At 50.4% G+C, this 26,272-nt stretch carries 22 protein-coding genes and 3 pseudogenes; 16 read left to right on the top strand and 9 right to left on the bottom strand.

Annotated features, from left to right (window positions below):
- Positions 1-29 precede the first annotated feature (29 nt).
- From OLG56_RS14450 to moeA, 4 genes are all read right to left on the bottom strand, one after another.
- A complete protein-coding gene (locus OLG56_RS14450) occupies positions 30-2,462 on the bottom strand; it encodes a glycyl radical protein (protein ID WP_000192662.1) in 2,433 nt (810 codons plus the stop codon).
- Positions 2,463-2,467: 5 nt separating this feature from the next.
- The gene (locus OLG56_RS14445; RefSeq protein WP_023212634.1) at positions 2,468-3,367 is read right to left on the bottom strand and encodes a glycyl-radical enzyme activating protein; all 900 of its coding nucleotides are present in this window, start codon (positions 3,365-3,367) and stop codon (positions 2,468-2,470) included.
- Between the two features lie 277 nt (positions 3,368-3,644).
- A complete protein-coding gene (gene moeB / locus OLG56_RS14440; RefSeq protein WP_000829284.1) occupies positions 3,645-4,394 on the bottom strand; it encodes a molybdopterin-synthase adenylyltransferase MoeB in 750 nt (249 codons plus the stop codon).
- Positions 4,394-5,629, bottom strand: coding sequence for a molybdopterin molybdotransferase MoeA (moeA, locus tag OLG56_RS14435; protein ID WP_061377663.1), 1,236 nt, complete (start codon positions 5,627-5,629; stop codon positions 4,394-4,396). The genes moeB and moeA overlap by 1 nt, the downstream gene beginning before the upstream one ends.
- A gap of 203 nt (positions 5,630-5,832) precedes the next feature.
- Here moeA and iaaA point away from each other — a divergent pair, with 203 nt between their 5' ends.
- The 5 genes from iaaA to gsiD are packed head-to-tail and all read left to right on the top strand — an operon-like array spanning position 5,833 to position 12,122.
- Entirely contained in the window at positions 5,833-6,774 is a 942-nt protein-coding gene (gene iaaA, locus OLG56_RS14430; protein WP_001030503.1) for a beta-aspartyl-peptidase, read from the top strand.
- Between the two features lie 10 nt (positions 6,775-6,784).
- Entirely contained in the window at positions 6,785-8,656 is a 1,872-nt protein-coding gene (gene gsiA, locus OLG56_RS14425) for a glutathione ABC transporter ATP-binding protein GsiA (RefSeq protein ID WP_061377664.1), read from the top strand.
- A 32-nt stretch (positions 8,657-8,688) separates the two neighbouring features.
- Entirely contained in the window at positions 8,689-10,227 is a 1,539-nt protein-coding gene (gene gsiB / locus OLG56_RS14420; RefSeq protein ID WP_000191439.1) for a glutathione ABC transporter substrate-binding protein GsiB, read from the top strand.
- 60 nt (positions 10,228-10,287) lie between these two features.
- Positions 10,288-11,208, top strand: coding sequence for a glutathione ABC transporter permease GsiC (gene gsiC, locus OLG56_RS14415; protein ID WP_000936069.1), 921 nt, complete (start codon positions 10,288-10,290; stop codon positions 11,206-11,208).
- Between the two features lie 2 nt (positions 11,209-11,210).
- Positions 11,211-12,122, top strand: a complete 912-nt coding sequence (gene gsiD / locus OLG56_RS14410; protein ID WP_061377665.1) for a glutathione ABC transporter permease GsiD — start codon at positions 11,211-11,213, stop codon at positions 12,120-12,122.
- Between the two features lie 90 nt (positions 12,123-12,212).
- Here the strand turns inward: gsiD and rimO are convergent, their stop codons facing one another.
- Positions 12,213-13,538: a 30S ribosomal protein S12 methylthiotransferase RimO gene (gene rimO / locus OLG56_RS14405; protein ID WP_000073317.1), complete on the bottom strand. Its 1,326-nt coding sequence runs from the start codon at positions 13,536-13,538 to the stop codon at positions 12,213-12,215.
- Positions 13,539-13,768: 230 nt separating this feature from the next.
- Here rimO and bssR point away from each other — a divergent pair, with 230 nt between their 5' ends.
- The 8 genes and pseudogenes from bssR (at position 13,769) to OLG56_RS14365 (ending at position 20,707) form a co-directional block, all read left to right on the top strand.
- The gene (gene bssR, locus OLG56_RS14400) at positions 13,769-14,152 is read left to right on the top strand and encodes a biofilm formation regulator BssR (RefSeq protein WP_000259651.1); all 384 of its coding nucleotides are present in this window, start codon (positions 13,769-13,771) and stop codon (positions 14,150-14,152) included.
- 102 nt (positions 14,153-14,254) lie between these two features.
- Positions 14,255-14,540 (top strand): annotated as a pseudogene (locus OLG56_RS14395) (IS4-like element ISEc60 family transposase); the annotation flags it as partial.
- A gap of 325 nt (positions 14,541-14,865) precedes the next feature.
- A complete protein-coding gene (locus OLG56_RS14390) occupies positions 14,866-15,381 on the top strand; it encodes an STM0854 family CoA ester lyase (protein WP_061377666.1) in 516 nt (171 codons plus the stop codon).
- A 22-nt stretch (positions 15,382-15,403) separates the two neighbouring features.
- On the top strand, positions 15,404-16,153 hold the full coding sequence (locus tag OLG56_RS14385; RefSeq protein WP_061377667.1) for an electron transfer flavoprotein subunit beta/FixA family protein: 750 nt from the start codon (positions 15,404-15,406) through the stop codon (positions 16,151-16,153).
- 10 nt (positions 16,154-16,163) lie between these two features.
- Positions 16,164-17,117, top strand: a complete 954-nt coding sequence (locus OLG56_RS14380; protein WP_000157772.1) for an electron transfer flavoprotein subunit alpha/FixB family protein — start codon at positions 16,164-16,166, stop codon at positions 17,115-17,117.
- Positions 17,118-17,149: 32 nt separating this feature from the next.
- Positions 17,150-17,413 carry an HTD2 family dehydratase gene (locus tag OLG56_RS14375; protein WP_001528824.1) on the top strand — a complete coding sequence of 88 codons (264 nt, stop codon included), beginning with the start codon at positions 17,150-17,152 and terminating at the stop codon, positions 17,411-17,413.
- Positions 17,410-18,573 (top strand): acyl-CoA dehydrogenase family protein, encoded by a 1,164-nt coding sequence (locus tag OLG56_RS14370; RefSeq protein ID WP_000835387.1) that lies wholly within the window; start codon positions 17,410-17,412, stop codon positions 18,571-18,573. The genes OLG56_RS14375 and OLG56_RS14370 overlap by 4 nt, the downstream gene beginning before the upstream one ends.
- A gap of 448 nt (positions 18,574-19,021) precedes the next feature.
- A complete protein-coding gene (locus OLG56_RS14365; RefSeq protein ID WP_001000306.1) occupies positions 19,022-20,707 on the top strand; it encodes an electron transfer flavoprotein-ubiquinone oxidoreductase in 1,686 nt (561 codons plus the stop codon).
- 5 nt (positions 20,708-20,712) lie between these two features.
- On the opposite strand, the gene OLG56_RS14360 is transcribed toward OLG56_RS14365, so the two are convergent.
- Both OLG56_RS14360 and OLG56_RS14355 read right to left on the bottom strand, forming a co-directional pair.
- Entirely contained in the window at positions 20,713-21,603 is an 891-nt protein-coding gene (locus OLG56_RS14360) for a LysR family transcriptional regulator (RefSeq protein WP_000545335.1), read from the bottom strand.
- A gap of 264 nt (positions 21,604-21,867) precedes the next feature.
- Positions 21,868-22,293 carry a GntP family permease gene (locus OLG56_RS14355; protein ID WP_000287110.1) on the bottom strand — a complete coding sequence of 142 codons (426 nt, stop codon included), beginning with the start codon at positions 22,291-22,293 and terminating at the stop codon, positions 21,868-21,870.
- Between the two features lie 346 nt (positions 22,294-22,639).
- Between OLG56_RS14355 and OLG56_RS14350 the strand changes: the two are divergent.
- Together OLG56_RS14350 and OLG56_RS14345 are read left to right on the top strand one after the other, a co-directional pair.
- Positions 22,640-22,843: pseudogene (locus OLG56_RS14350) on the top strand (transposase); the annotation flags it as partial.
- A pseudogene (locus OLG56_RS14345) lies at positions 22,829-23,332 on the top strand (PQQ-dependent sugar dehydrogenase); the annotation flags it as partial. The pseudogenes OLG56_RS14350 and OLG56_RS14345, both read left to right, overlap by 15 nt.
- On the opposite strand, the gene OLG56_RS14340 reads toward OLG56_RS14345, so the two are convergent.
- Positions 23,329-23,955 (bottom strand): glutathione S-transferase family protein, encoded by a 627-nt coding sequence (locus OLG56_RS14340; RefSeq protein WP_000631902.1) that lies wholly within the window; start codon positions 23,953-23,955, stop codon positions 23,329-23,331. The pseudogene OLG56_RS14345 and the gene OLG56_RS14340 overlap by 4 nt on opposite strands.
- 243 nt (positions 23,956-24,198) lie before the next feature.
- On the opposite strand from OLG56_RS14340, the gene dacC reads away from it, so the two are divergent.
- Positions 24,199-25,401 carry a serine-type D-Ala-D-Ala carboxypeptidase gene (gene dacC / locus OLG56_RS14335; protein WP_000195710.1) on the top strand — a complete coding sequence of 401 codons (1,203 nt, stop codon included), beginning with the start codon at positions 24,199-24,201 and terminating at the stop codon, positions 25,399-25,401.
- A gap of 44 nt (positions 25,402-25,445) precedes the next feature.
- On the opposite strand, the gene deoR is transcribed toward dacC, so the two are convergent.
- On the bottom strand, positions 25,446-26,204 hold the full coding sequence (gene deoR, locus OLG56_RS14330; protein ID WP_000450103.1) for a DNA-binding transcriptional repressor DeoR: 759 nt from the start codon (positions 26,202-26,204) through the stop codon (positions 25,446-25,448).
- Between the last annotated feature and the right edge of the window lie 68 nt (positions 26,205-26,272).

Below are 26,272 nucleotides of genomic sequence, written 5' to 3'. Positions count from 1 at the left end.
GGACATATTGCCGATGGCGCCAGGGCAAATTACAGCATATGTTCGGTACGGGCGATGATATCGTCCTGCGCATCCGGCGACAGCGCGGTGAAGAAGGCGGAGTAGCCTGCCACACGCACGACCAGATCGCGGTACTGGTCCGGATGTTTTTTCGCATCCAGCAGCGTTTCGCGTGACACGATGTTGTACTGAATATGCCAGCCTTTATGCACCTCAAAGAACGTCCGTAGCAGAACCATCAGTTTCTGTTTGTCGGATTCGTTTTCCAGCGTCGTTGGGTTCAGTTTCTGGTTGAGCAGCACGCCGCCGAGAATGGAACCGGTAGGTAATTTGCCTACGGAACCAATCACCGCCGTCGGGCCGAGATGATCCGTACCTGATGCAGGGCTTGCGCCTTCCGCCAGCGGTGTATGCGCTTTGCGACCATCCGGGGTAGCCATAGTCGCGGCGCCAAACGGCACGTTTGCTGAGATAGAGGACGTACCGGCGTAATAGTTGCCGCCCACAGGGCCACGACCGTAGCGCGGGTTATGGTACTGCTTCAGCTCATCAATATAGGTCTGATAAGCGCGCGCCAGCAGCGTATCGACGGTATCATCGTCGTTACCGTACTTCGGCGCGCCGTTAATCAGACGCTGGCGCAGCTGCTCGTGAGTCAGGCCGTCGAAGTCATCGGCCAGCGCGGCGGCAAGCTGCTGTTGACCGATAACGCCCTGTTCGAAGACCAGTTTTTTCACGGCGGCGAGGCTGTTGCCCAGGTTGGCGATACCGACCTGCAGACCGGATACCCAGTCATATTTCGCGCCGCCTTGCTTGATACTCTTCGCGCGTTCAATACAGTCATCTACCAGCGCTGAGCAGAGAATATCGTGGACGTTCTCTTCCAGCATGGTGTCGACCACATACTCAATTTCGATCGATTTGCGCGTGTAGTAGCGAATTTGGGTATCCCAGGCGGCCATCACTTCGTCAAAATTGTTAAAGTTGCCTGCGGAGAGCGCCTTTTCCTGCGGCAGAAATACTTTGCCGCTGGTGGCGTCGCGACCGCCTTCCAGCGCCGCCAGCATGACGCGGGCGAAGTTAATAAAGCTCATGCCGGTGCAGCGATAACCCCATTTCCCGCCGACGGCGGTTTCGATACAGCCGATCGCCGCGTAATCGTAAGCGTCCTGCGGTTCGATCCCCAACTTGATAAATTCCGGGATGACGATTTCATCATTGTTAAACGCCGGCATCCCAAAGCCGCAGCGGATGACCTGGACGCAGGCGTCAAGGAAATCGTTACTCATTCCGGCGTGATAACGCACACTGAGGTTGGGCTGGGTAGAACGCAAACGTCCGCAGGACTCCAGAATGGCGTAAGACAGCGGATTCACTGCGTCCATTGGCTGACCGTTGATGAGATTCTGACCGCCAATGGTGACGTTTTGATACAGCGGGCTGCCTGCGGAAGCTTTAGAGTGCGAACCGGAGCGGATCTTGTTTACTTCCAGCAGTTTCAGCCAGCAGCTGTGCAGCAGTTCAATGGCGTGCTCACGATCCAGCGTCTGGTTTAGTTCGACATCGCGACGATAATAGGGGTAAAGATACTGGTCCATACGACCAAATGACACCGAGTGACCGTTAGACTCAATTTGTAGAATCAGTTGGATGAAGTAGCACAATTGCAGTGCTTGCCAGAAGGTCTGCGGCGGTTGGTGGGCGATCACCTCGCAGTTTTCGGCGATGGTAAGTAGCTCTTTACGACGGCTTTCACGGGACTCTTCGCCTGCCATCTGGCGCGCCAGCGCGGCAAAGCGCGTGATGTGCTGGCTTACCGCGTCCAGCACAATATCAATCGCCTTCAGGAACTGCTCGCCATGCAGATCTTCCAGCACGGTCAGGTTGATGCGTGAGCGGCGCTCGGCGACTTTATCGCGCAGGCCATCAAGCCCTTTTTCCAGCAGTAGCGGGAAGTTCACCGCCAGGTGCGCGTCACCGGAGGTCATATTGCCTTCGGCTTTGATAATGCCAGTCGCCAGAAGCCCTTTTTGTTCATCGGTAAACATGCCGTAGCAGCGATCCTGGACGGTTTGACCGCGCCACCACGGACAGACGTCGTGCAGAATACGCTTGTTTTCTTCACTTACGGAAAAACCTGCGCCGGGCCGGTCTGCCAGGTCGTCGATCTCTTTTTCAATCCACGAGACGGTATATTCCGGGAAAATCGGCGCGGCGCGGACTTCACTTGCCTGGTTGCCGACGATCAGTTCATCGTGTTTTATCCAGATAGTGCGTTCCGCCAGGTGATGGGCCAGCGCCAGCGCGCGGCGTACCGGAATCGGTTTATCCAGATGCTGCTGATACATTTCGGTATAATGCTGTGCGCGCTCGGTACAGACCGGCGGTTTCACGATATGTACCAGCGCGGTTTTGTGCGCCTTAATGCGGTCACTGAGCGTGTCCAGTTTCAGTTGGGTCATGATAATTATCCTCGTAGGGTCGCGGTTAAACCTTTTTGGCAGGCGTACTTCTGGGCAAAATCAAGTAACGCCGGCGCATCCAGTGGTTTATCCGGGGCATGATAGGGCTGACTGAGTAAGTGGTATTTATTGATGCCCAGCGTGTGGTAGGGCAGAAAATGAATTTCCCCGACGTGCAGTTCGTCGGCGGCAAAGTCGGTAATGGCTTTAATGGCCTCCTCATCGGCATTAAATCCCTGAATCAGCGGGACGCGAATCACCATTTTTTTGCCCGCGGCGGCGAGTTTCCTGAGATTTTCCAGCACCCGCGAGGCGCTGCCATCGGTCCACTGCTTAAACGGCCCGTCGGCGACATGCTTTAAATCAGCCAGAAACAGATCGATATAAGGCAGTGAGGGCGCAATGTATTTCCATGGGACATGCAGACAGGTCTCAACCGCAGTATGAATACCGGCGTCATGGCTGGCTTTAAACAGCTCTGCCGCCAGCTCCGGCTGCATAAACGGTTCGCCGCCGGAAAGCGTAAGACCGCCGCCGCTGCGATCGTAAAAAGGTTTATCGCGCAGTACCGTCGCCATGATCTCATCCACGCTTTTTATTTCGCCGCACACGGTTAACGCCTGTGTGGGGCAGCAATGCGCCAGGATGGAAAAATGGGCGTCGGTCAGTTTCTCGCGATGGATGAGCAGGCCGTTTAGCGCGCGCTCAATGACGTCCGGCGCGGCTTGCGCGCACAGGTCGCATCCTTCGAGACACAGCCGCGCGTCGTATAACAGATCCTGAGCGCGGGCGCGGCTTTCCGGGTTCTGGCACCAGCGACAGCCCAACGAACAGCCTTTGAAAAATACTACGGTACGGATACCGGGGCCATCGTGGGTAGAATAGCGCTGAATATTGAAGATCATAAACGGCCTCTCTTATTTCATATAAAGATTAAATTACTTTCGAATGAAAGTTATCTTGATGTGCGTCAACGAATGGAGAGGTTCTGATAAAGAGGCGTTAAGTGAGGTACAACATCACGGTTTGAGGCTGTGATATGGCGTTTAAGATGATGCCGCGCTGCTTGAGCCGATCGTCAGTCGGAGCTTGGGTAAGCTGGCTTTGCGTCTGATGACAGTAATTATCTGTTGATACAGCACGGCCATAAACCGTGCTTCGGTATGTTTATCCGTAAAGTGACTACTGACCGCAGACCTCACAGCCGGGGTTGCGCATCAACTTCATTTCGCGGAACTGACAGGTCATCGCATCGTACATGACGATTTTTCCGCTGGCAGGCTGACCGTAATGCGCCAGCAGCTTAATGGCCTCCATTGCCTGTAGCGAACCGATCACGCCAATCAGCGGCGCCATCACCCCTGCCTCTACGCAGGTCAGAGCGTTTTCGCCAAACAGACGGCTCAGGCAGCGGTAACAGGGTTCGTTTTCCCGATACGTAAAGACGGTAACTTGTCCTTCCATACGAATTGCCGCGCCGGAGATTAGCGGCACTTTCGCGGTATAGCACCCGGCGTTAAGTTGATTACGTACGCTAACGTTATCGGTACAGTCCAGTACCAGCGAATGCCCGGCAATCAGGCTGGTCATGGCGTCGTCGTCCAGCCGCGCGTTAACGGGCGTAATGGTAATATGCGGGTTGATACGCGCCAGCGCGTCGCGGGCGGACTCTACCTTTGGCTGCCCGACCGTGGCGTCGCTGTGCAAGGTTTGACGCTGGAGATTGGAAACGGAAACGGTATCAAAATCGAGTAGTGTCAGTTGCCCGACGCCAGCGCCGGCCAGATACTGCGTTGCCGCGCAGCCGAGTCCGCCCAGCCCGACCACTAATACCCGCGAATCTTTTAACGCTTCCTGCCCTTCAAAATCGAAGCCGCGCAGAATAATTTGTCGGTTATAGCGCAGCATCTCCTGGTCGCTAAGTTCCGCCATTACAGGCCTCCGAACAGAGCATTAAACGGCTCGACTTCCACCCATTCTCCCGGCTCAACATTGCCGCGTTCACGCTCCAGCACAATAAAGCAGTTGCCCAGACTAAACGAGCTGAAAATATGTGAACCCTGGTGCCCGGTGGTCGTGACCTCCAGTTCGCCGTTGGCGCTATGTTGCAGGATGCCGCGCTGGAAATCGAGACGCCCCGGCGTTTTCTTCAGGCGAGATGTTGTGCGTACACGCTGGCGCGGCGGTACAGCGCTTGCCGTGTTGCCGCCAAGCTTCGCCAGTAAAGGCTGAACCAGTTGATAAAAAGTGAGCGCCGCAGAGACTGGATTCCCCGGCAGGCCACAGAACCAGCTATTACTGAGTTTGCCGAAGGCAAACGGTTTGCCTGGCTTGATAGCCAGCTTCCAGAAGGCGATTTCGCCCAACTCCTCAAGGATGGTTTTGGTATAGTCCGCTTCACCAACCGAGACGCCGCCGGAGCTTATCACTACATCGGCCTGGCTGTCGGCGTCGATAAACGCGGCGCGGAGCTTACCAGGATCGTCAGGAATAATGCCTAAATTGATCACTTCGCAGCCAAGCTGTTGCAGCATCAAATGTATGGTTAAACGGTTAGTGTCATAAATTTGTCCCGCCTCCAGCGGTTGGCCCGGAAGCTGGAGCTCGTCGCCGGTCGAGAACAGCGCTACGCGCACTTTACGTACAACCTGCGCATCGGCAATTCCCAACGACGCCAGCACCGGCAGTTCGGCAGTAGTCAGGCGCGTACCGGCCGGAAAGACCACCGCATCCTGGCGAATATCCTCGCCGCGGCGGCGGATGTTTTGTCCGCAACGAACATCGGCGGTAAAATGCACGCCGTCATCGGTTTGTTCCGTCTGCTCTTGCATGACTACCGCCTCGCAACCTGTCGGCACCGGGGCGCCGGTCATAATGCGAATGCAGGTGCCCGCAGGCCACTCTCCCTGGTAGGGCTGACCGGCAAATGCTTTGCCGGCGACGGGCAGCGGCTTATCGGCGGACAAATCCGCCACGCGTACCGCATAACCATCCATAGCTGAATTATCAAAGCCGGGGACATCAAGGGGAGATACGATATCGGTCGCCAGGATGCGGCCAAAGCAGTTCACCAGCGGCAACGTTTCTACGGCGGTGAGCGGGGTAATACGTGAAAGCATCTGGGTCAGCGCCGTTTCAAGCGGCATCAATCCGGCGGAAAATTCCATGAACATACTCCTGCGAGGCAAAATCGAATCCGGCTATTATGTCAGAAAACAGTGGCGGGCAGTATGCTACCTCGGTCTTAGAGACGGCCTTGCGCCTTTACATACCTTACGCATCTTTCTATATTCAAAAATCGAATGAATAACTCACAACAATTCTGATAGTTATAGTAAAAGTTGTGTGCCACCGTTAATGGACCCTAAAAATGAATAAAGCAGTGATTGCGATTCACGGCGGCGCAGGCGCGATTGCTCGCGCGCAAATGAGCCATGAGCAGGAGCTACGCTATATCCAGGCGCTGTCAGAGATTGTCGAAAGCGGGCAAAAGATGCTGGAAGCAGGTGACAGCGCGCTTGATGTAGTGACGGAAGCGGTGCGCCTGCTGGAAGCCTGTCCGCTCTTCAATGCGGGTATCGGCGCGGTCTATACCCGAGACGGGACTCATGAACTGGATGCCTGCGTGATGGACGGCAATACCCTGAAAGCCGGAGCCGTCGCGGGCGTGAGTCATGTTCGCCATCCTGTGCTCGCCGCCAGGCTGGTGATGGAGCGCAGCCCGCATGTACTCATGGTGGGGGAAGGGGCGGAAAATTTTGCCTTTTCACAGGGGATGGCGCGCGTTTCGCCGGATATCTTTTCCACCCCGGCGCGTTACGAGCAATTGCTGGCGGCGCGTGCGGCGGGCGAAATGGCGCTCGATCACAGCGGCGCGCCGCTGGACGAAACGAAAAAAATGGGTACAGTCGGCGCGGTGGCGCGGGATAAATTCGGCAATCTGGCGGCGGCAACGTCTACCGGCGGGATGACCAATAAATTGCCCGGGCGCGTCGGCGACAGCCCGCTGGTCGGCGCCGGGTGTTATGCCAACAACGCCAGCGTCGCCGTTTCCTGTACCGGAACGGGAGAGGTCTTTATTCGCACGCTCGCGGCTTACGATATCGCCGCATTGATGGAATATGGCGGACTCAGCCTTGCCGACGCCTGCGAGCGCGTGGTGATGGAAAAATTACCGGCGCTGGGCGGCAGCGGTGGATTAATCGCCGTTGATCACGAAGGTAATGTCGCGTTGCCGTTTAACAGCGAAGGGATGTATCGCGCCTGGGGATATGCCGGGGATACCCCTACCACAGGAATTTACCGGGAATAAGGAGCCGCAGGTGCCGCACAGCGATGAACTGGATAGCTGCGATGTTCTGTCCGTCAGTGGCCTGAATATCGCGTTTCACCACGAAGGGCAACAGATAGACGCCGTGCGTAATGTGTCATTACGCCTGAAGCGTGGAGAGACTCTGGCGATTGTCGGCGAGTCGGGATCGGGAAAATCGGTGACGGCGCTGGCGTTAATGCGGCTGATTGAGCAGTCGGGCGCGAACGTGCGCTGCGGCGAAATGCTGTTGCGTCGGCGTAATCGCCAGGTGATTGAGTTGTCTGAGCAGAGTGACGCGCAGATGCGGCGTGTGCGCGGCGCGGATATCGCCATGATTTTCCAGGAGCCAATGACCTCGCTCAACCCGGTGTTTACCGTTGGCGAGCAAATTGCCGAATCTATTCGTTTGCATCAGGGCGCCAGCCACGAAGAGGCGCTGGCGGAAGCGAAACGTATGCTCGATCAGGTACGGATCCCGGAGTCGCAGGCGATTTTATTGCGTTATCCGCATCAGCTTTCCGGCGGGATGCGCCAGCGAGTCATGATCGCGATGGCGCTATCCTGCCGTCCGGCGGTATTGATTGCCGATGAACCCACCACGGCGCTGGATGTCACTATCCAGGCGCAAATTCTGCAACTTATCAAAGTGTTGCAGCAAGAGATGTCGATGGGCGTGATTTTTATCACCCACGACATGGGCGTCGTGGCGGATATTGCCGATCGCGTGCTGGTGATGTATCAAGGCGAGGCCGTGGAAACCGGCAGCGTAGAGCAGATTTTCCATGCGCCGACGCATCCTTATACCCAAACGTTGCTGGCCGCCGTCCCTCAGCTTGGCGCGATGCGCGGCCACTCGCTGCCACGCCGTTTCCCGTTGATTTCCGCTGACGAACCGGCCCTTTATGAATCGCAGATTGAGCAAGACACGGTGGTGGAAGGCGAGCCTATTCTCCAGGTTCGGGGGCTGGTGACGCGATTCCCGCTGCGTAGCGGTCTCTTTAACCGCGTTACGCGTGAAGTTCATGCCGTTGAGAATATCAGTTTCGATCTCTGGCCGGGCGAAACGTTATCGCTGGTGGGCGAGTCCGGTAGCGGAAAATCGACGACCGGGCGCGCGTTGCTGCGGTTGGTTGAATCCCGGCAGGGGGAGATTATCTTTAACGGCCAGCGCATTGACTCGCTGTCTGCGGGCAAACTCCAGCCGTTGCGCCGCGATATTCAGTGTATTTTCCAGGACCCTTACGCCTCGCTCGACCCGCGCCAGACCGTGGGGTATTCCATTATGGAACCTTTACGGATTCATGGCCTGGGGCAGGGGGACGCTGCGGCAAAGCGCGTGGCCTGGTTGCTTGAGCGTGTCGGATTACGTCCTGAACATGCCTGGCGTTATCCGCATGAGTTTTCCGGCGGTCAACGTCAGCGCATCTGCATAGCTCGCGCGCTGGCATTGAATCCTAAAGTGATTATTGCCGATGAGGCGGTCTCCGCGCTGGATGTTTCCGTTCGCGGGCAGATCATTAATTTATTGCTCGATTTACAACGGGAAATGGGGATCGCCTACCTGTTTATTTCGCATGATATGGCGGTCGTGGAGCGAATTAGCCATCGCGTGGCGGTGATGTATCTTGGTCAAATTGTTGAGATGGGGCCGCGGCGCGCCGTTTTTGAAAATCCGCAGCATCCTTATACGCGTAAATTGATGGCGGCGGTGCCGGTTGCCGATCCTTCCAGACACCGGCCGCGGCGCGTTCTGCTATCAGATGATATACCCAGCAATATTCATAAACGTGGCGAAGAGACGCCCGCCGTTTCATTACAGTTGGTCGGGCCGGGACATTATGTTGCGCGGCCGCTGCAGGATAATGCGCTCTCGCGCTTATAACATTCAGACTGGCAGGGTTTCAGGAGAACAACATGACGCAATTTATTACGCATAAATGGCTGGCGGCGCTGGGACTGGCCTCATCCATTGCGGCTTTTCCGGCCCTGGCGGCCAAAGATGTGGTGGTGGCGGTAGGGTCTAATTTCACCACGCTCGATCCGTATGACGCCAACGATACACTCTCGCAGGCGGTGGCGAAGTCATTTTATCAGGGGCTGTTTGGCCTGGATAAAGACATGAAGGTAAAAAACGTCCTGGCGAAAGGCTATACCGTTTCTGATGACGGTCTGACCTACACCATTACCCTACGGCAGGGGGTGAAATTTCAGGACGGCGCGGATTTTGATGCGGCGGCGGTGAAAGCGAATCTCGATCGCGCCAGCAATCCGGATAACCACCTCAAGCGTTATAACCTGTATAAAAATATCGCAAAAACGGAGGTTGTCGACCCGGCAACGGTAAAAATTACCCTGAAACAGCCGTTCTCCGCTTTCATTAATATTCTGGCGCACCCGGCGACGGCGATGATCTCGCCGCAAGCGCTGGAAAAATATGGCAAGGATATTGGTTTTCATCCGGTCGGTACCGGTCCATACCAGCTTGAAACCTGGAATCAGACCGACTTTGTCAAAGTGAAAAAGTTCGCCGGTTACTGGCAGCAGGGCTTACCCAAGCTGGATTCTATTACCTGGCGTCCGGTTACTGACAACAATACCCGCGCGGCGATGCTGCAAACCGGCGAAGCGCAATTTGCTTTTCCTATCCCTTATGAGCAGGCCGCGTTACTGGCGAAAAATAAAAACCTCGAACTGGTCGCCAGCCCGTCCATTATGCAGCGTTATATCAGTATGAATGTGACGCAGAAGCCGTTTGATAATCCTAAGGTGCGTGAGGCGTTGAATTACGCTATCAATCGTCAGGCGCTGGTTAAAGTGGCGTTTGCCGGATACGCCACGCCGGCGACGGGCGTGGTGCCGCCGTCGATAGCCTATGCGCAAAGCTATCAGCCGTGGCCCTATGATCCGGCTAAAGCGCGCGAACTGTTGAAAGAGGCGGGGTATCCAGACGGTTTCAGTACCACGCTGTGGTCATCGCACAACCATAGCACCGCGCAAAAAGTGTTGCAGTTTACCCAACAGCAACTGGCGCAGATTGGCATTAAAGCCCGGATAACCGCGATGGACGCTGGCCAGCGCGCCGCGGAAGTTGAGGGCAAAGGGCAAAAAGAGAGCGGCGTGCGAATGTTCTATACCGGCTGGTCGGCGTCGACGGGCGAAGCTGACTGGGCGTTATCGCCGCTCTTCGCATCACAAAACTGGCCGCCGACGCAGTTTAATACCGCTTTTTACAGCAACAAGCAGGTCGACAGCGATTTGGCGGCGGCCTTAAAGACCAACGATCCGCAGGAGAAAACACGATTATACAAAGAGGCGCAGGATATTATCTGGAAAGAGTCGCCCTGGATACCGTTGGTGGTGGAGAAATTGGTTTCTGCGCACAGTAAAAATTTGACCGGTTTCTGGATTATGCCGGATACCGGTTTCAGCTTTGACGATGCGGATTTGAAGTAAGTAATGCGATGGGGCTGGATGGCGCGCGCGTTGTCCGCCATCCGGTAAAAGGTTCGTGTGATGCTTAACTATGTTCTCAAGCGCCTGCTGGGATTAATTCCTACGCTGTTGATTGTGGCAGTGTTGGTGTTTTTATTTGTTCATTTGTTGCCCGGCGACCCGGCGCGGCTGATAGCCGGACCAGAAGCCGACGCGCAGGTGATCGCGCTGGTTCGTCAGCAGCTGGGGCTTGATCAGCCGCTTCATGTCCAGTTTTGGCGTTACATCACCCATGTTTTACAAGGCGATTTCGGTACGTCAATGGTTTCCCGCCGCCCGGTTTCTGAGGAGATCGCCAGCCGCTTTTTGCCGACGCTGTGGCTGACGATAACCAGTATGATATGGGCGGTTCTGTTTGGCATGGCGATCGGCATCGCCGCCGCCGTGTGGCGTAATCGCTGGCCTGACCGGGTAGGAATGACGCTTGCCGTGACCGGCATTTCTTTCCCGGCTTTTGCGCTGGGAATGTTGTTAATGCAGATTTTTTCCGTGGATCTGGGCTGGCTACCGACCGTGGGGGCGGATAGCTGGCAACATTATATTTTACCCTCCCTGACGCTTGGCGCGGCGGTGGCATCAGTCATGGCGCGTTTTACGCGCTCCTCGTTTGTCGATGTCCTGAGCGAGGATTACATGAGGACCGCGCGGGCGAAAGGCGTCAGTGAAACGTGGGTGGTGTTAAAACATGGCCTGCGCAATGCGATGATCCCGGTCGTCACCATGATGGGACTGCAATTTGGCTTTCTGCTTGGCGGATCGATCGTCGTCGAAAAAGTGTTTAACTGGCCGGGGCTTGGGCGATTACTGGTCGACTCGGTCGACATGCGCGACTACCCCGTGATTCAGGCGGAAGTGCTGCTGTTTTCTCTGGAATTTATTCTTATCAACTTAGTGGTGGATGTCCTCTATGCCGCCATTAATCCGGCTATCAGGTATAAGTAAGGATGCGATTATTTAACTGGCGCCGTCAGGCGATTTTACATGCTATGCCGGTGGTAAAACCCGACCAGATACGCACGCCATGGCGGGAGTTCTGGCGTCGTTTTCGCCGCCAGCATGTCGCGTTGGTCGCCGGGGGATTCGTACTGGCGTTAATTCTGGTGGCGATTTTTGCCCGCTGGCTGACGCCCTACGATGCGGAAAACTATTTTGACTACGATAGCCTGAACAATGGCCCCTCTTTGCAGCACTGGTTTGGCGTTGACTCGCTGGGAAGAGACATCTTTAGCCGGGTTCTCGTTGGGGCGCAGATCTCACTGGCGGCGGGCGTGTTCGCGGTATTTATCGGCGCGATAATCGGCACGGTGCTGGGATTGCTGGCGGGATATTATGAAGGCTGGTGGGATCGTTTCATTATGCGCATTTGCGATGTGCTGTTCGCCTTCCCCGGCATTTTGCTGGCGATTGCCGTTGTGGCGGTGTTAGGCAGCGGTATTGCTAATGTGATCGTTGCGGTGGCGATTTTCTCTATTCCGGCGTTTGCACGTTTGGTGCGCGGAAATACCCTGGTCTTAAAACAGCAGACGTTTATTGAGTCTGCCCGCAGTATCGGCGCCAGCGACACGACGATTTTGTTTAGCCATATCTTGCCGGGAACGGTCTCGTCAATTGTGGTTTTCTTTACGATGCGTATCGGTACGTCAATTGTTTCCGCGGCAAGCCTGTCATTTCTCGGATTAGGCGCGCAGCCGCCAACGCCGGAGTGGGGAGCGATGCTCAATGAAGCGCGGGCGGATATGGTCATCGCGCCGCACGTAGCGCTCTTCCCGGCGGTGGCGATTTTCCTGACTGTGCTGGCGTTTAACCTGTTAGGCGACGGGTTGCGCGATGCGCTGGACCCGAAGATTAAGGGGTAAGCCAGCCCGGTGGCGTTGACGCCTGGCGGGCCTGGAACGGGCTCGCCAGGTGGGGTAACACATCCGACACCCGCGCCGGGGGAGGTGGCGTTAAACCCGACTGCCCCACAAATCATATTCGTCGGCGTTTTCCACTTTCACGCGCACGATATCGCCCGGCTTGACGTTGGTTTCGCCGTTCAAATAGACCGCGCCGTCAATTTCCGGCGCATCCGCCATGCTACGCCCGATAGCGCCTTCTTCGTCAACCTCATCGACGATCACCAGAATTTCGCGGCCCACTTTTTCCTGCAAGCGCTCAGCGGAGATTTGCTGTTGCAGTTGCATAAAGCGGTTCCAGCGCTCTTCTTTCACCTCTTCCGGCACCTGATCCGGCAGCTCATTCGCGCCTGCGCCTTCCACCGGGCTGTACTTGAAGCAGCCTACACGATCGAGGCGCGCCTCTTTCAGGAAGTCGAGCAGCATCTGGAAGTCTTCTTCCGTTTCGCCGGGGAAGCCAACAATAAAGGTGGAGCGTAGGGTCAGTTCCGGGCAGATTTCGCGCCACTGCTTAATGCGCGCCAGCTGGCGGTCAACGGAACCAGGACGTTTCATCAGTTTAAGAATCCGCGGGCTGGCATGTTGCAGCGGAATGTCCAGATAGGGCAGGATTTTGCCCTCCGCCATTAGCGGAATCACATCATCAACGTGTGGGTAGGGGTAGACGTAGTGCAGACGTGTCCAGACGCCCAGTTTTGATAACTGTTCGCACAGGCTCACCATACTGGTTTTCACCGGTTCGCCATTATGGAATCCGGTGCGGTGCTTCACATCTACGCCGTAGGCGGAGGTATCTTGCGAAATCACCAGAATCTCTTTGACCCCGGCATCAACCAGACGTTTCGCTTCGCTTAATACGTCGCCAATCGGACGGCTGACCAGATCCCCGCGCATCGACGGGATGATGCAGAACGTGCAGCGGTGATTACAGCCTTCAGAAATTTTCAGATACGCATAATGGCGCGGCGTCAGTTTTACACCCTGTTCCGGTACGAGGCTTAAAAATGGATTGTGCTTCGGCTTCGGTACGTAATGATGTACGTGCTGCAGAACTTGCTCATAGCTATGCGGCCCGGTGATTTCCAGTACTTTCGGATGCACTTCGCGGATCTGATCTTCTTTTGCGCCCAGGCAGCCGGTGACGATTACCTTACCGTTTTCGTTCAGCGCTTCGCCAATGGCTTCCAGCGACTCTTGTACCGCGCTGTCAATAAAGCCACAGGTATTAACGATAACCATATCCGCATCGTCATAGCGTGGCACAACGTCATAGCCTTCGGTACGCAGCTCAGTCAGGATGCGTTCCGAATCAACGAGGTTTTTCGGACAGCCCAGGGAAACGAAGCCGATCTTTGGCTGGTGGGTTACATTACTCATAGCTTAAAAAGTGTTCATTTATTGGAATGGTCAGGGCAGGGATTCTACAGATATCCGAACAAAAATTGTATCGCAATCTCATCGGGAGCGGCGGCATCAACCGTTGTGGTTATCAGCAAAAGGTGAAAAAGGGCAATTCTAAGAAAATTCTTGATCTCTGACACCCCTTTGTCTAAAAAACGACCATACTATTAAGTTGAACCCTGGTAGAAAAGAGGAGGAAAAAAGGTATGGTCGTTGACAGACTGAGAACCGATCTTCTCAACAAGCTGATAAACGCGCGTATCGATCTTGCCGCTTATCTGCAATTGCGAAAAGCGAAGGGGTATATGTCAGTCAGCGAAAGTGACACTCTGCGTGACAATTTTTTTGAACTGAATCGCGAGCTCCACGATCACGCTTTACGGCAGGGACTGCATCTTGATCAGGAAGAGTGGAACGCGCTGCGCCGTGCCGAAGGCGCGCTTGCAGCAGCCGCCGTTTGTTTAATGAGCGGACACCATGATTGTCCGACCTTTATTGCCGTCAACGCAGATAAACTTGAAAACTGTCTGACAACTTTGACGCTGAGTATTCAGAGTCTGAAAGCACATTCACCGCTTACACAGGTCTGAATAAGGGGGAGGCGACTCCTGAGGAATCCCCAGCAAACCAGGACAGGCATAGTGTTATGTGATCTAATTGATTGCGCTAACACTTTCAAGGAAATCATCACTATGCCTGCTCGTTCATTATGCCAAAAATCCTTTAAAAATATACTGGAGCCTTTGCACCTTTACCGCCGTCAATCTCTGATTGAGGCTACCAGTGTAGTGATTAACGGTGCATCTCTTACACTTATTCAGTATTGGGCGTGATTTGTCAGGAGTAGCATCGGTCAGGCACAAGATAAAACGTATCGATCGACTTCGGGGAAAGTCTCACTTGCAGAATGAAGTTTCAGATACTTTTTCAGCGTGTTACTAAAAAATCACGGAGGGAATGACCCGGGTTGTCATGCTCTCCTATATGCCAGCCTGTTCTCCACCAAAGGTGACTAAATTCGGTTCACCAGACAATCGTTGATGTTCTTAGGGAACGGTATAGTCGAATTCACTCCTGAAACAGGTACGGAATGTCGGCCGTTTACTATTCTGAAACGTTATTTATATCAAATAATTAAATTTTATTTTTATCTTTGTTATTGTAACAATAAATTACATGTTTCTTTCTGTTATCAGCGAACCTGAACCAATTTTAATGGGGGGTTAGATAAAAGCTAATTCAGAAAATTATTTTTTTAAGATATATTGAATTATCAGATGCTCCATTCAAATGAGAGACGAGAATGCAAACGTTAGAACGGTTTTTTCTTTTCGTTACGGGGGACCAACCTGAACGATTTGAAAAAGCAAATAGCAGTTGTGCTGATAGCGTAATCCTTGATTTAGAAAATGCGGTGTCATCTGAGAAAAAAATAATTGCCAGAGAAAATGCTCTGAATTTCATGAGTAATGATGAAAAAGTACTGATTGCTGTACGTGCAAAAATTGTAATAACTTCACGCCTGGCTGGATCATATCCTTCTGTTGACGGTATCACAACTGAATTTATGAAAAACGAGTTGACAATACAAAATGCTATTCACTCCTGTAAAATGGGGTTCAGTGGCAAGGTATGTATTCACCCTCCACAAATTTCACATGTAAACAGAGCATTCAGCTATTTAAAACAAGAAATCGAGTGGGTTCCCCAGATTATACGACTGGCTCAATATCCCCATGGAGCGTTTAGTCATGAAGGGCAAATGGTGGATAAACCGTTACTGGAAAAAGCAAAAAGGATTTTGGCTCATAGCATTTAGTAAATATATGAAGGAGTCACCAATGAAAGCTTTAGTTTGTGTAAAACAAGTTGTCGATCATAACGTTAGAATTAGAATAAATCAAGATCATTCTGATGTTGATATTTCTGATTCAAAACTCAGTATCAATCCATTTGATGAAATTGCAGTTGAAGAAGCAGTACGTTTAAAAGAACGGGGATTAATCAGTGAGGTTGTTGTAGTGTCTATAGGAAACACAGGTGTAGGGGATGTATTGCGTACAGCACTGGCAGCAGGGGCAGACAGGGCAATACACATATTAACAAAAAACTCTCTTACACCACTAATTGTGGCCAAAACTATCACCGCTATTACCCGGAATGAAAAACCCGATATTATATTATTAGGCAAGCAAGCTATTGACGATGATTGTAATCAGGTAGGCCAAATGCTGGCAGCATTACTCGATCTTCCCCAAGCCACTAATGTTAGTGAAATTACTATTTCTGATAATTCATTAACTGCTGTTCGTGAGGTTGATGGAGGATTAGAAACGTTAAATTTATCCCTGCCTGCAGTACTCACTACAGATCTACGTCTGAATACACCGAGGAATATCAGCTTGCCGAATGTTATTAAAGCCAAAAAGAAACCTGTTAAGGAGATAGATTTCGATTCACTTGGTATTAACCCGTCATCCAGATTGACTATTATTAAAGTTGATGAGCCAGCAAGAAGGAAAGCAGGCATAATCGTTCCAGATATTAACACGCTGCTAGATAAATTAAAAAACGAAGAAAAAGTAATTTAAGGAGAAAAATATGGCTTCTTTAGTTATTGCTGAACATAACGGCAATACTCTTTTACCTTCAACACTCAGTACTATCACTGCGGCAAAAGCCATTAATAGTGATATAGATATACTTATGTTAGGATATGGTATAGAAAGTATTGCAGTTAAAGCCAGTCATATTCAGGGGATATCCACTGTATTTGTTGCTGACAGCCCACTATTCGAACACCTTCTGGCAGAGAATGTGGAAAAACAGATCAGCTATTTTTTGAATAGTGGGAAAAATCATTATCAGTCCATTCTTTTTCCTGCAAGCTCTTTTGGAAAAAACTGTGCGCCACGCTTAGCAGCAAAACTTGATGTATCTCAGATTAGTGATATTACGCGTGTCATTGATCAACATACCTTTGAACGTCCAATCTATGCGGGTAACGCTATTGCCACAGTACACAGTGATGATGAATATAAAGTGATAACTGTTCGTCCTACCTCATTTGCGGCTGCGGCTGCGGTTGCGGAAGATGAGGGAAAAGCCCCCATTGAATTTACAGAGGTTGTTCTTGGTTCAGATCAGGTAAAATTTATTAGCCAACATGTTAATAAAAGTAACCGTCCAGACTTACAATCCGCCAGAGTTGTAGTATCAGGTGGACGAGGAGTAGGAAGTGCACAGGCATTCAAAGAACTTGTTGATAACCTGGCAGATAAATTAGGCGCTGCCGTGGGGGCAAGCCGGGCTGCTGTAGATGCTGGTTATGCACCAAATGATTATCAGATTGGCCAGACCGGAAAAATCGTTGCGCCTCAACTTTATATTGCTCTGGGAATTTCTGGCGCCATACAACATCTTGCCGGGATGAAAGAGTCAGGCGTCATTGTCGCTATTAATAAGGATCCTGACGCTCCTATCTTTTCTATTGCGGATTATGGTTTGGTAGCTGATATTTTCAAAGCTGTACCTGAACTTATCGATAAATTATAAATCATATTTTTTCCTCCTTAAAGGTAACTTTTATGCAATATACCGATATTCAAATTTGGCAGCCTGGCATTCTGCGCAACACCGATTATCTTAACCCCGGTCCCGCTAAGCTGCTGGCCGCCACTCTGGATAAAGACATCAAAATCTTTAAAGAGGGGGGCGTTCTGCCAGAATTATGGCACTGGCTCTATTTTCTTCCTGTCGACCGCCAGTCAGATCTATCTGCTGATGGTCATCCGATAAAAGGTCATTTTCTACCCCCTGTTGGCGCTGGTTTATTGAGGAAAAAATTATGAAAAGTATTGAAAAGGATAAATATCAGGATATTCGTGATGCGGTTCGTTCATTATGTAGTGAATTTGATGATAAATATCACCGTAAGATAGATGAAGCAAAAGCCTATCCTGAAGAGTTTGTTAATAAACTAACCAAAGCTGGTTGGCTGGCTGCGCTCATCCCGGAGGAATTTGGAGGGTCAGGGCTTGGTTTAACTGAAGCATCTATTATCATGGAAGAGATCAATAGATCGGGTGGAAACTCTGGAGCCTGCCATGGTCAGATGTATAACATGAATACGTTGTTACGTCATGGATCCGATAAACAGAAAGAATTCTGGCTGCCACGGATAGCTACTGGTGAATGGCGCCTGCAGTCGATGGGCGTCACAGAACCCACAGCAGGTACAGATACCACCAGAATTAAAACTACAGCTGTAAAAAGAGAAGACCGGTATGTGATAAACGGACAAAAAGTCTGGATTTCACGTGTTCAACATTCAGACTGGATGATTCTTCTGGTTCGAACTACTCCGCTTGCAAATGTAAAACGTAAATCCGAAGGGATGTCTATTTTCATGGTTGATATTAAAGAAGCTATGAAAAATGGAATGACAGTACGACCTATTCCCAATATGGTCAATCATGAAACCAACGAGCTCTTTTTTGACAACCTGGAAATTCCCGAAGAAAATCTTATTGGTGAAGAGGGTATGGGTTTTCATTACATACTTGATGGTTTAAATGCAGAGCGTACCTTGATTGCGGCAGAATGTATAGGCGATGGATATTGGTTTATGGATCGTGTTACCCGCTATACCTGCGAGCGTGAGGTTTTTGGTCGTCCCATTGGTCAGAACCAGGGGGTGCAGTTTCCTATTGCAGAAGCATTTATTGCAGTGGAAGCGGCTAATCTGATGCGTTTTAAAGCGTGCGAGCTTTTTGATCAGCATCTTGATTGTGGAGCACAGGCTAATATGGCGAAATACCTTGCTGCGAAAGCCAGCTGGGAAGCAGCCAATGCCTGCCTGCAATTTCATGGTGGATATGGTTTTGCCTGTGAGTATGATATCGAACGAAAGTTTAGAGAAACACGTTTATATCAGGTTGCTCCCATATCTACCAACCTGATCCTGAGCTATATCGCTGAGCATGTGCTGGAGATGCCACGTTCATTCTGATGTCAAATCAATTGGAAAAATATTATGAAACAGTTACCTCTGTCCGGAGTCATTATAGTCTCGATTGAACATGTCATTGCCACTCCCTTCTGTACCCGACAGTTGGCTGATTATTTCTCGCGGGTAACTATAATAGAATGCCAAGAAAATAGGGACTTTTCCTGCAATTATGATGAACGGCTTAAAAATGATTTGTGTATATTATTTTTCATCTGAGGGAGAAAGCTAAATATAAATGTTATGGAATGCTTCATCATCACCGACATTTTTTTAATAGTTGATAACTGGCTATATAGTCTTATAGGCACCTTTTTCTAAGGTTGAACATTCCTATACCATTTCATCTGTTTTATCACTATGATATTTATTTCATTGGTTACAATATGAATGCAATTTTATTTACATAATATAGCTGTTCCTACGGTGCTGAAAAATTAAGGAGTTAATAATGAACGATACACTTTCTAATACCCAGCAATCACGTGAGACAATAGAATGTGATGTTCTTATTGTGGGAGCAGGACCCGCCGGATTATCTGCAGCTCTTAAACTTAAATTACAGGCAAATGACGCAGGAAAAGAACTGTCCATTATCGTCCTTGATAAAGGAGCTGAGCCTGGTTCTCATATTCTCAGTGGGGCAGTCATGGATCCCCGAGCGCTGAATGAACTAATTCCTGATTGGCAGGAAAGAGGCGCACCCATTAAACAGCCTGTTACTCAGGATAAATTACTGTTACTGACGAATGAAAAATGTATTAATTTGCCGGATGCATTGATTCCTGATAATTTTCGCAACCATGGAAACTTTATCGTAAGCCTCGGTAATCTCATTAAATGGCTCGCCGGTCAGGCAGAAACGTCAGGCGTGGATATTTATGCAGGCTTTTCGGCAACTGAGATACTGTATGATCAGGATACTAACATTATCGGTGTAGTAACTGGTGATATGGGACGTCATCGGGATGGCAGCAAGAAAGAGGGGTTCCAGAGTGGAATAGAAATTCTGGCAAAATATACAATTTTTGCCGAAGGGGCCCGCGGTAGTCTGGCTAAAGAACTGATCAAAAAATTTCATCTTGATACAGGCAAAGCACCCCAGAGTTTTAGCATAGGCATAAAAGAGTTGTGGGAGGTTCCATCAGACCAGTCCCACCCGGGGCTTGTAATTCACACCACAGGTTGGCCTCTGGATAAAGAGTCGTTTGGGGGTGGGTTTCTCTATCATCTTAATGATAATAAAATTGCACTAGGTTTGGTTGTGGGACTTGATTATTCAAATCCCTGGTTAAGCCCTTTTCAGGAAATGCAGCGCCTGAAAACACACCCTTCTATACGCAAATACATTGACCGGGGTAAGCGTATTGGTTATGGCGCAAGAGCAATCAATAACGGCGGGATTGCGTCTATGCCTGATCCCTGTTTACCTGGTGGTCTGCTGATTGGTTGTAATGCCGGTACGCTCAATGCAAGTAGAATCAAGGGCATCCATACAGCTATCAAAAGTGGCATGATAGCGGCTGACGCTATATTTAATGCTTTGCTGGACAACAGGAAAAACGACATACTGACAGAATATCAAACATTACTGCGACAGAGCTGGCTTTGGCAGGAACTGGAAAATGGTAGTAATTTCAAACCCTGGTTTAAAAAAGGGCGTGTGATAGGTTTTATCATGACTGGCATTGAGCATTGGCTGCTTCCCCGAATGGGTATAAAAAAAATCCCCTGGCGTGTAAAAAATAACCGACCGGACAATATCACTCTGCAACCGGCCAACAAAAGCCAGAAAAAACTGTACGACAAACCTGACGGTAAACTGACGTTTGATATTTTGTCATCCGTCTATCTCAGTAACACCTGGCATGATGACGACCAGCCAGTACATTTGAAAATCAGTGATCAGAATATCCCTATATCAATTAATCTGGATATTTATGGTGGCCCCGAAGAACGATATTGCCCTGCCGGAGTATATGAATTTTTACAGGATAGTGAAACACAAAATATGCGTCTGCAAATAAATTCACAGAACTGTATTCACTGTAAAGTTTGTGACATTAAAGATCCTAAACAAAATATAACCTGGACTACGCCTGAAGGTGGCAACGGACCAAATTATACAGGGATGTAACGCTATCACTCAGTCTGAGCTGTGAGCATAGTAACCAGTTTTTGTGTGAAGCCGGGTAATTTGTCAAAGCTTCTGGCGCAGATTTGTAATTTTCTTAATGACCAAAATTCATCAAGATCAATAATCGAAAATTCATGCAACTGACGCAAACGGGATGCAGCAGAGTGAGGCATTATACCAATGCCCACTTTTGCTTCAACCATACGGCAAAATGTTTCAAAGTTGCCGACCTGTATTCTAATTTTCAGTTTAGATGGTACTAGTTCTGCCTTTTTTCGGATAAATTCAAACATTCCTGTCCCTTCAGGCAGGCTGATTTGTTCATATTGAATTAATTCATGAAAGGTCACGCTTTTTCTGTCAGCAAAGGGATGGTCTGTCGCGGTGATAAGCACTAGCCTATCAGTACGGAACGGCAGTATTTCAAGATTATCTGTTGTAATATTACCAGCAACAATTCCGAGATCAGTTTTCCCCTCAATAACAGAACGTACAATTTCCGGACTTGGATACTCCCTGAGATCAATATTCACATCGTTATATAGTGTAAGGAAATGGCTCAACAATGGGGGGAGATACTCTGCAATAGCAGTTATACTGGAAAATATTCTGACATGTCCTTTGATGCCTTTAACATGCTCCTGCATATCGCTACGTAACATTTCCATCTGATTCACAATAAGGCTGGCGTGGTGTTTAAATGTTTCACCAGCAGAGGATAACGTTATCCCCTTGCTACTACGATACAGCAATCTCAGATTGATACTCTGTTCAAGATTACGTATACGCACGCTACCAGATGCGGCAGACATGTAAGTTTTTTCCGCTCCACGTGTTAAGCTCCCTTCTTCACTGATAGCAAGGAATAATTTTAAATCTTTTATATCAAAGTGCATCGTTGTGGCTCATAATTAACGTATAATACAGTGTGCTGCTTTTTTATAGACTCAGTCAGACTGAGTATTTCGGCCTATCCGAATTCCTGTCACGTCGAGATAACTACAAAATGTAGGCTGACGGTGTCACCGCCCTACCATGATCCGGGGCGGATCTGGTAGGACGCTGGTGACCGCTGACAGGGGGTCAGGTCAGACATATTGTCGGAACCGTTGTAACGTAGATGCTAATACCTGCTCCCCGTGGTCATCAGGTTAACCCGTTTACAGCGGTTTTTTCAGCCCCGGCAGATTTATCATAAACTGATCACCGTAAATATGTGGAATCAGCCAAGTAAAGAACAGATTGGCAAACGCCACCACAAACAATGATACGCCTCCATAGGTCAATAAAGCGCATACAAGAATAATCATCGGCATGGCTTTGTTCTGGCCCACCATACAGGTCACAGCACTGACAATTGAGTAGTAAAAACCAGCAAATTCAATCAGCTTGCCAAATACTGCACCCAGCAGAAAGACAGGAAAATAAAGTTTTACAAAACCGATCAACTTATCCATAAATATATCACTGAAAACCGGGGCGACCGTCACTGGACGGGTGAACAGAACTGCGCCAAGTGCTACCAGCGGAGCAAAAAGGATCACACTGTAACCACGATAAGCGACCAGCATCAGTAATGAATACATTCATTGTCTTATCTCGCTTGCATGACTACCCATTTTATCCATGTTATGCAACAGCTTGTGTCATATTTTTCTGATCTCCATTTTAGATCAGACAGGCTATTACTCAGGGATTCCGGCGCGAAGAATGGAACATACTCTAAAAAGTACTCGGCGGATTCAAGTCGGTATCACTCCGTTAATAATCTTTATTCTCGACCCGCTGCATGTTGATTTTACGGTTAAACGCCGTTCTCTTATTCATCGCAGGAGTAAACCATCATGACATGCAGTGAAATCCCCAGAAAACGATCATGTATTCAATCGGTGATTATCGTTTCGAATACCGACTTTTATCGCAGGATTTATGATGGTTAAAGTCGATGTGAAATGCCCGTTTTGCGCGCAAACGGCATCCGTTAAAAAGTATGGTCCGGGGAGTGCAGGGTACCAGCATTACCGCTGTCAGGCATGTTGCCGCAGCTTTCAGGTCGACTATGAATACCGCGCCTGTCAGCCCGGCATGAAAGGGCAGGTTGTTGATCTTGCCATGTACAATGCCGGTATTCGTAATCCGCAGGGGCTGGCCATCAATCCCTGGAGCGGCGCGCTATGGCTGCATGAACACGGTCCGCGCGGCGGCGATGAAATTAACATTCCGGAAAAAGGCAAAAATTATGGCTGGCCGCTGGCCACATGGGGCGTCAACTATAGTGGTCTGAAAGTGCCGGAAGCCAAAGGTGAAATTGTCGAGGGAACGGAGCAACCGGTTTACTACTGGAAGGATTCTCCGGCGATCAGCGGGATGGCTTTTTATGCCAGCGACGTTTTTGTGCCGTGACGGCATAAACTGTTTATCGGCGCGCTAAAAGATAAAGAGGTTATTGTGATGCGCGTTAATGGCAATACGGTGACGGAAGAAGACTGTATTTTGTGTGACAGAAAGCAACGTATCTACGATGTGCGTGTCGGACCTGACGGCTACTTATATGTGTTAACCGATGAGTCCGACGGGCAGTTACTCAAGGTAAGTCCTTCACTTGAGGCCGCGGCTACGCGTTAGGTGACTGGGATCATCACCACTTTGCGAAAAGCAGGGCGCTCGGTAAGCTGTTGATACCAGCGTTCCAGATTCGGGCGCGGCGTCCATTTCAGACCCACGTTCAGCAGGTTATAGACGAAAGGCGCAATAGCGATATCGCCGGTGCCAAAGTTATCCCCGGAAAACCACGGCTGGTGGGCCAGAGCATCATCAAGAAGCGCAAACAGGCCATCACACTTTTCGATACCAGCTTCAATTGCCGCCTGGTCGCGTTTTTCCGGCGGGGTTCTGACCAGTCCCATCAGGATCACACGGTGCGCCGGGCTTAACGTTTGATTCGCCCAGTCCATCCATTTTTCGCCCTCCGCACGCCGCGCCGGATTATCAACCCATAGCCGGTTCTGGCCGTATTGCGCCGCCAGATAGCGGACAATGGCATTGGATTCCCACAATAACAGGTCGGTTTCATCATCTTTAAGCAGCGGCACCAGCCCATTGGGATTCATCGCCAGATAGTCGGCATCCTGGTTAACGCCGAATTTTCCGCCTGCCAGAATTTGATCGTATGGCAGTTCCAGCTCTTCAAGCGTCCACAACACTTTTTTAACATTAGTCGAGTTGTTCCGGCCCCACAGCGTAATCATATTAACCCCTTCTGTTTTATCAGGATGATGACAGTAATCGGCCTACCGTGAGATAAACCTAACATTTACACAATGGTCTGTAAAAAAATCGTTATGAAGGAAGCGTAACGGGATGTTATTGCATAAACTTTAAAAACTTTACCAAGTTACGGTTTCTTTAACGTCGTGAGTGCGTTATTACTCACCGCACTTATTACACGGTGGTGTGACGTGTGTTTTTGGAATGGATACTCGGGTGGTACTATGACGCAATACGCTTCTTCCCTTCGTAGCCTCGCGGCAGGTTCGGTTCTCTTATTCCTTTTCGCTTCGCCTGTAAAGGCAGAGGAACAAACGATCGCGCCGCCGGGCGTTGATGCGCGAGCCTGGATCTTAATGGATTACGCCAGCGGTAAAGTACTGGCGGAAGGTAATGCCGATGAGAAACTTGACCCTGCCAGTTTGACAAAAATTATGACCAGCTACGTAGTGGGCCAGGCGCTGAAGGCAGGGAAAATCAAGCTGACCGATATGGTGACGGTGGGCAAAGATGCCTGGGCGACGGGGAACCCGGCGCTACGTGGGTCGTCGGTGATGTTTCTGAAGCCAGGCGATCAGGTGTCTGTTGCGGATCTTAATAAAGGCATCATCATTCAGTCAGGTAATGATGCCTGTATCGCGCTTGCCGACTACGTCGCCGGAAGCCAGGAGTCCTTTATCGGCCTGATGAACGCCTATGCGAAACGACTGGGGTTAACCAATACAACCTTCCAGACGGTACACGGTCTTGATGCGCCAGGGCAGTTCAGTACCGCTCGCGATATGGCGCTGCTCGGCAAGGCCTTGATTCACGATGTGCCTGACGAATACGCCATTCATAAAGAGAAAGAATTTACTTTTAATAATATTCGTCAACCGAACCGCAACCGCCTGTTGTGGAGCACCAATCTGCATGTCGACGGCATGAAAACGGGGACAACGGCTGGCGCTGGGTATAACCTTGTCGCCTCCGCCACTCAGGGCGATATGCGTCTGATCTCTGTCGTGCTGGGGGCGAAAACGGACCGTATTCGTTTTAATGAGTCAGAAAAACTGTTGACCTGGGGTTTCCGCTTCTTTGAAACGGTCACGCCGATTAAACCTGACGCGACATTCGTGACGCAACGGGTCTGGTTTGGCGATAAGCCTGAGGTCAATTTGGGGGCGGGCGATGCGGGGTCTGTGACGATTCCGCGTGGGCAGCTTAAAAACCTGAAGGCCAGCTTTACGTTGAACGAACCACAGCTCACGGCGCCGTTGAAGAAAGGGCAGGTTGTCGGCACCATCGATTTCCAGCTTAACGGAAAATCCATTGAGCAACGCCCGTTAATGGTGATGGAAAACGTCGAGGAGGGGGGATTTTTCAGCCGGATGTGGGATTTTGTGCTGATGAAACTCCATCAGTGGTTTGGCAGTTGGTTCTCGTAAAATAACCCCGTTGCCGGGTGCGCGTCGCATCCGGCAACGGGCGGTTAATACATCAGAGTAATTTGTTGCGCTTTAGCGTAGGCCACAAAGGCCTCATCGGGACGGCGGTCGCTGATAATCGTATCAAAGCGTGATAATTCCCCCATCCGCGCCGGACGTACCTTGCCGAATTTACTGTGATCCACCACCAGTACATGGCACTGTGCCATCGTCATGGCCCAATGTTTTACCGGCAGCTCTTCCAGATTAAAGCAGGTAGCGCCTTTACTGGTATGAACGCCGGCGGCGGAATAAAACGCGATATCCGGACAAATATTGTTTAACGTTTCATGGAAATCAAGCGGTTTGAAAATGGCGTTGCTGGCGTGAAACTCCCCGCCGCTGAGGATAGCGCGGCAATGGGGTTTGTCCTGCAGCGCCAGGAAGGTATTAAGTGAATAGCACACCGCCGTAAAGGGAAGGTCATTATCAATGGCTTCAATGATCCACGGCGTGGTGGTGCCACAGTCAATAAATACCGTCTGATGCGCTTGTACCAGGCCTGCAGCCAACTGAGCGGCTCGGCGTTTTTCTTCCACCAGACGAGATTTTTGATCGCTTAACAGATAATGACTGGCGCTGCGGGGCTCCAGTACGATATAGCCGCCCAGCAACACGACAGGCGCGCTTTTATGGTTCAGGTCGCGACGAATGGTCATTTCAGAGACGCCCAACAGGGTCGCGGCTTCTTTAAGGTGAAGTTTATCGCTGCGTTTTAAGGCCTGCAGCAATTGACCAATACGCTCGTCGCGTCGCGTTTCCATAGTTCCCCTGGAGAGTTAAATAAGCGCTCCGCACCATACAGAGCGCTTAATATTACTCTTTTTTTCGC

It is taken from the genome of Salmonella sp. 2018103, from assembly GCF_026247685.1.
Taxonomy (GTDB): domain Bacteria; phylum Pseudomonadota; class Gammaproteobacteria; order Enterobacterales; family Enterobacteriaceae; genus Salmonella; species Salmonella enterica.
This window is presented reverse-complemented; position numbering and strand designations above follow the sequence as displayed.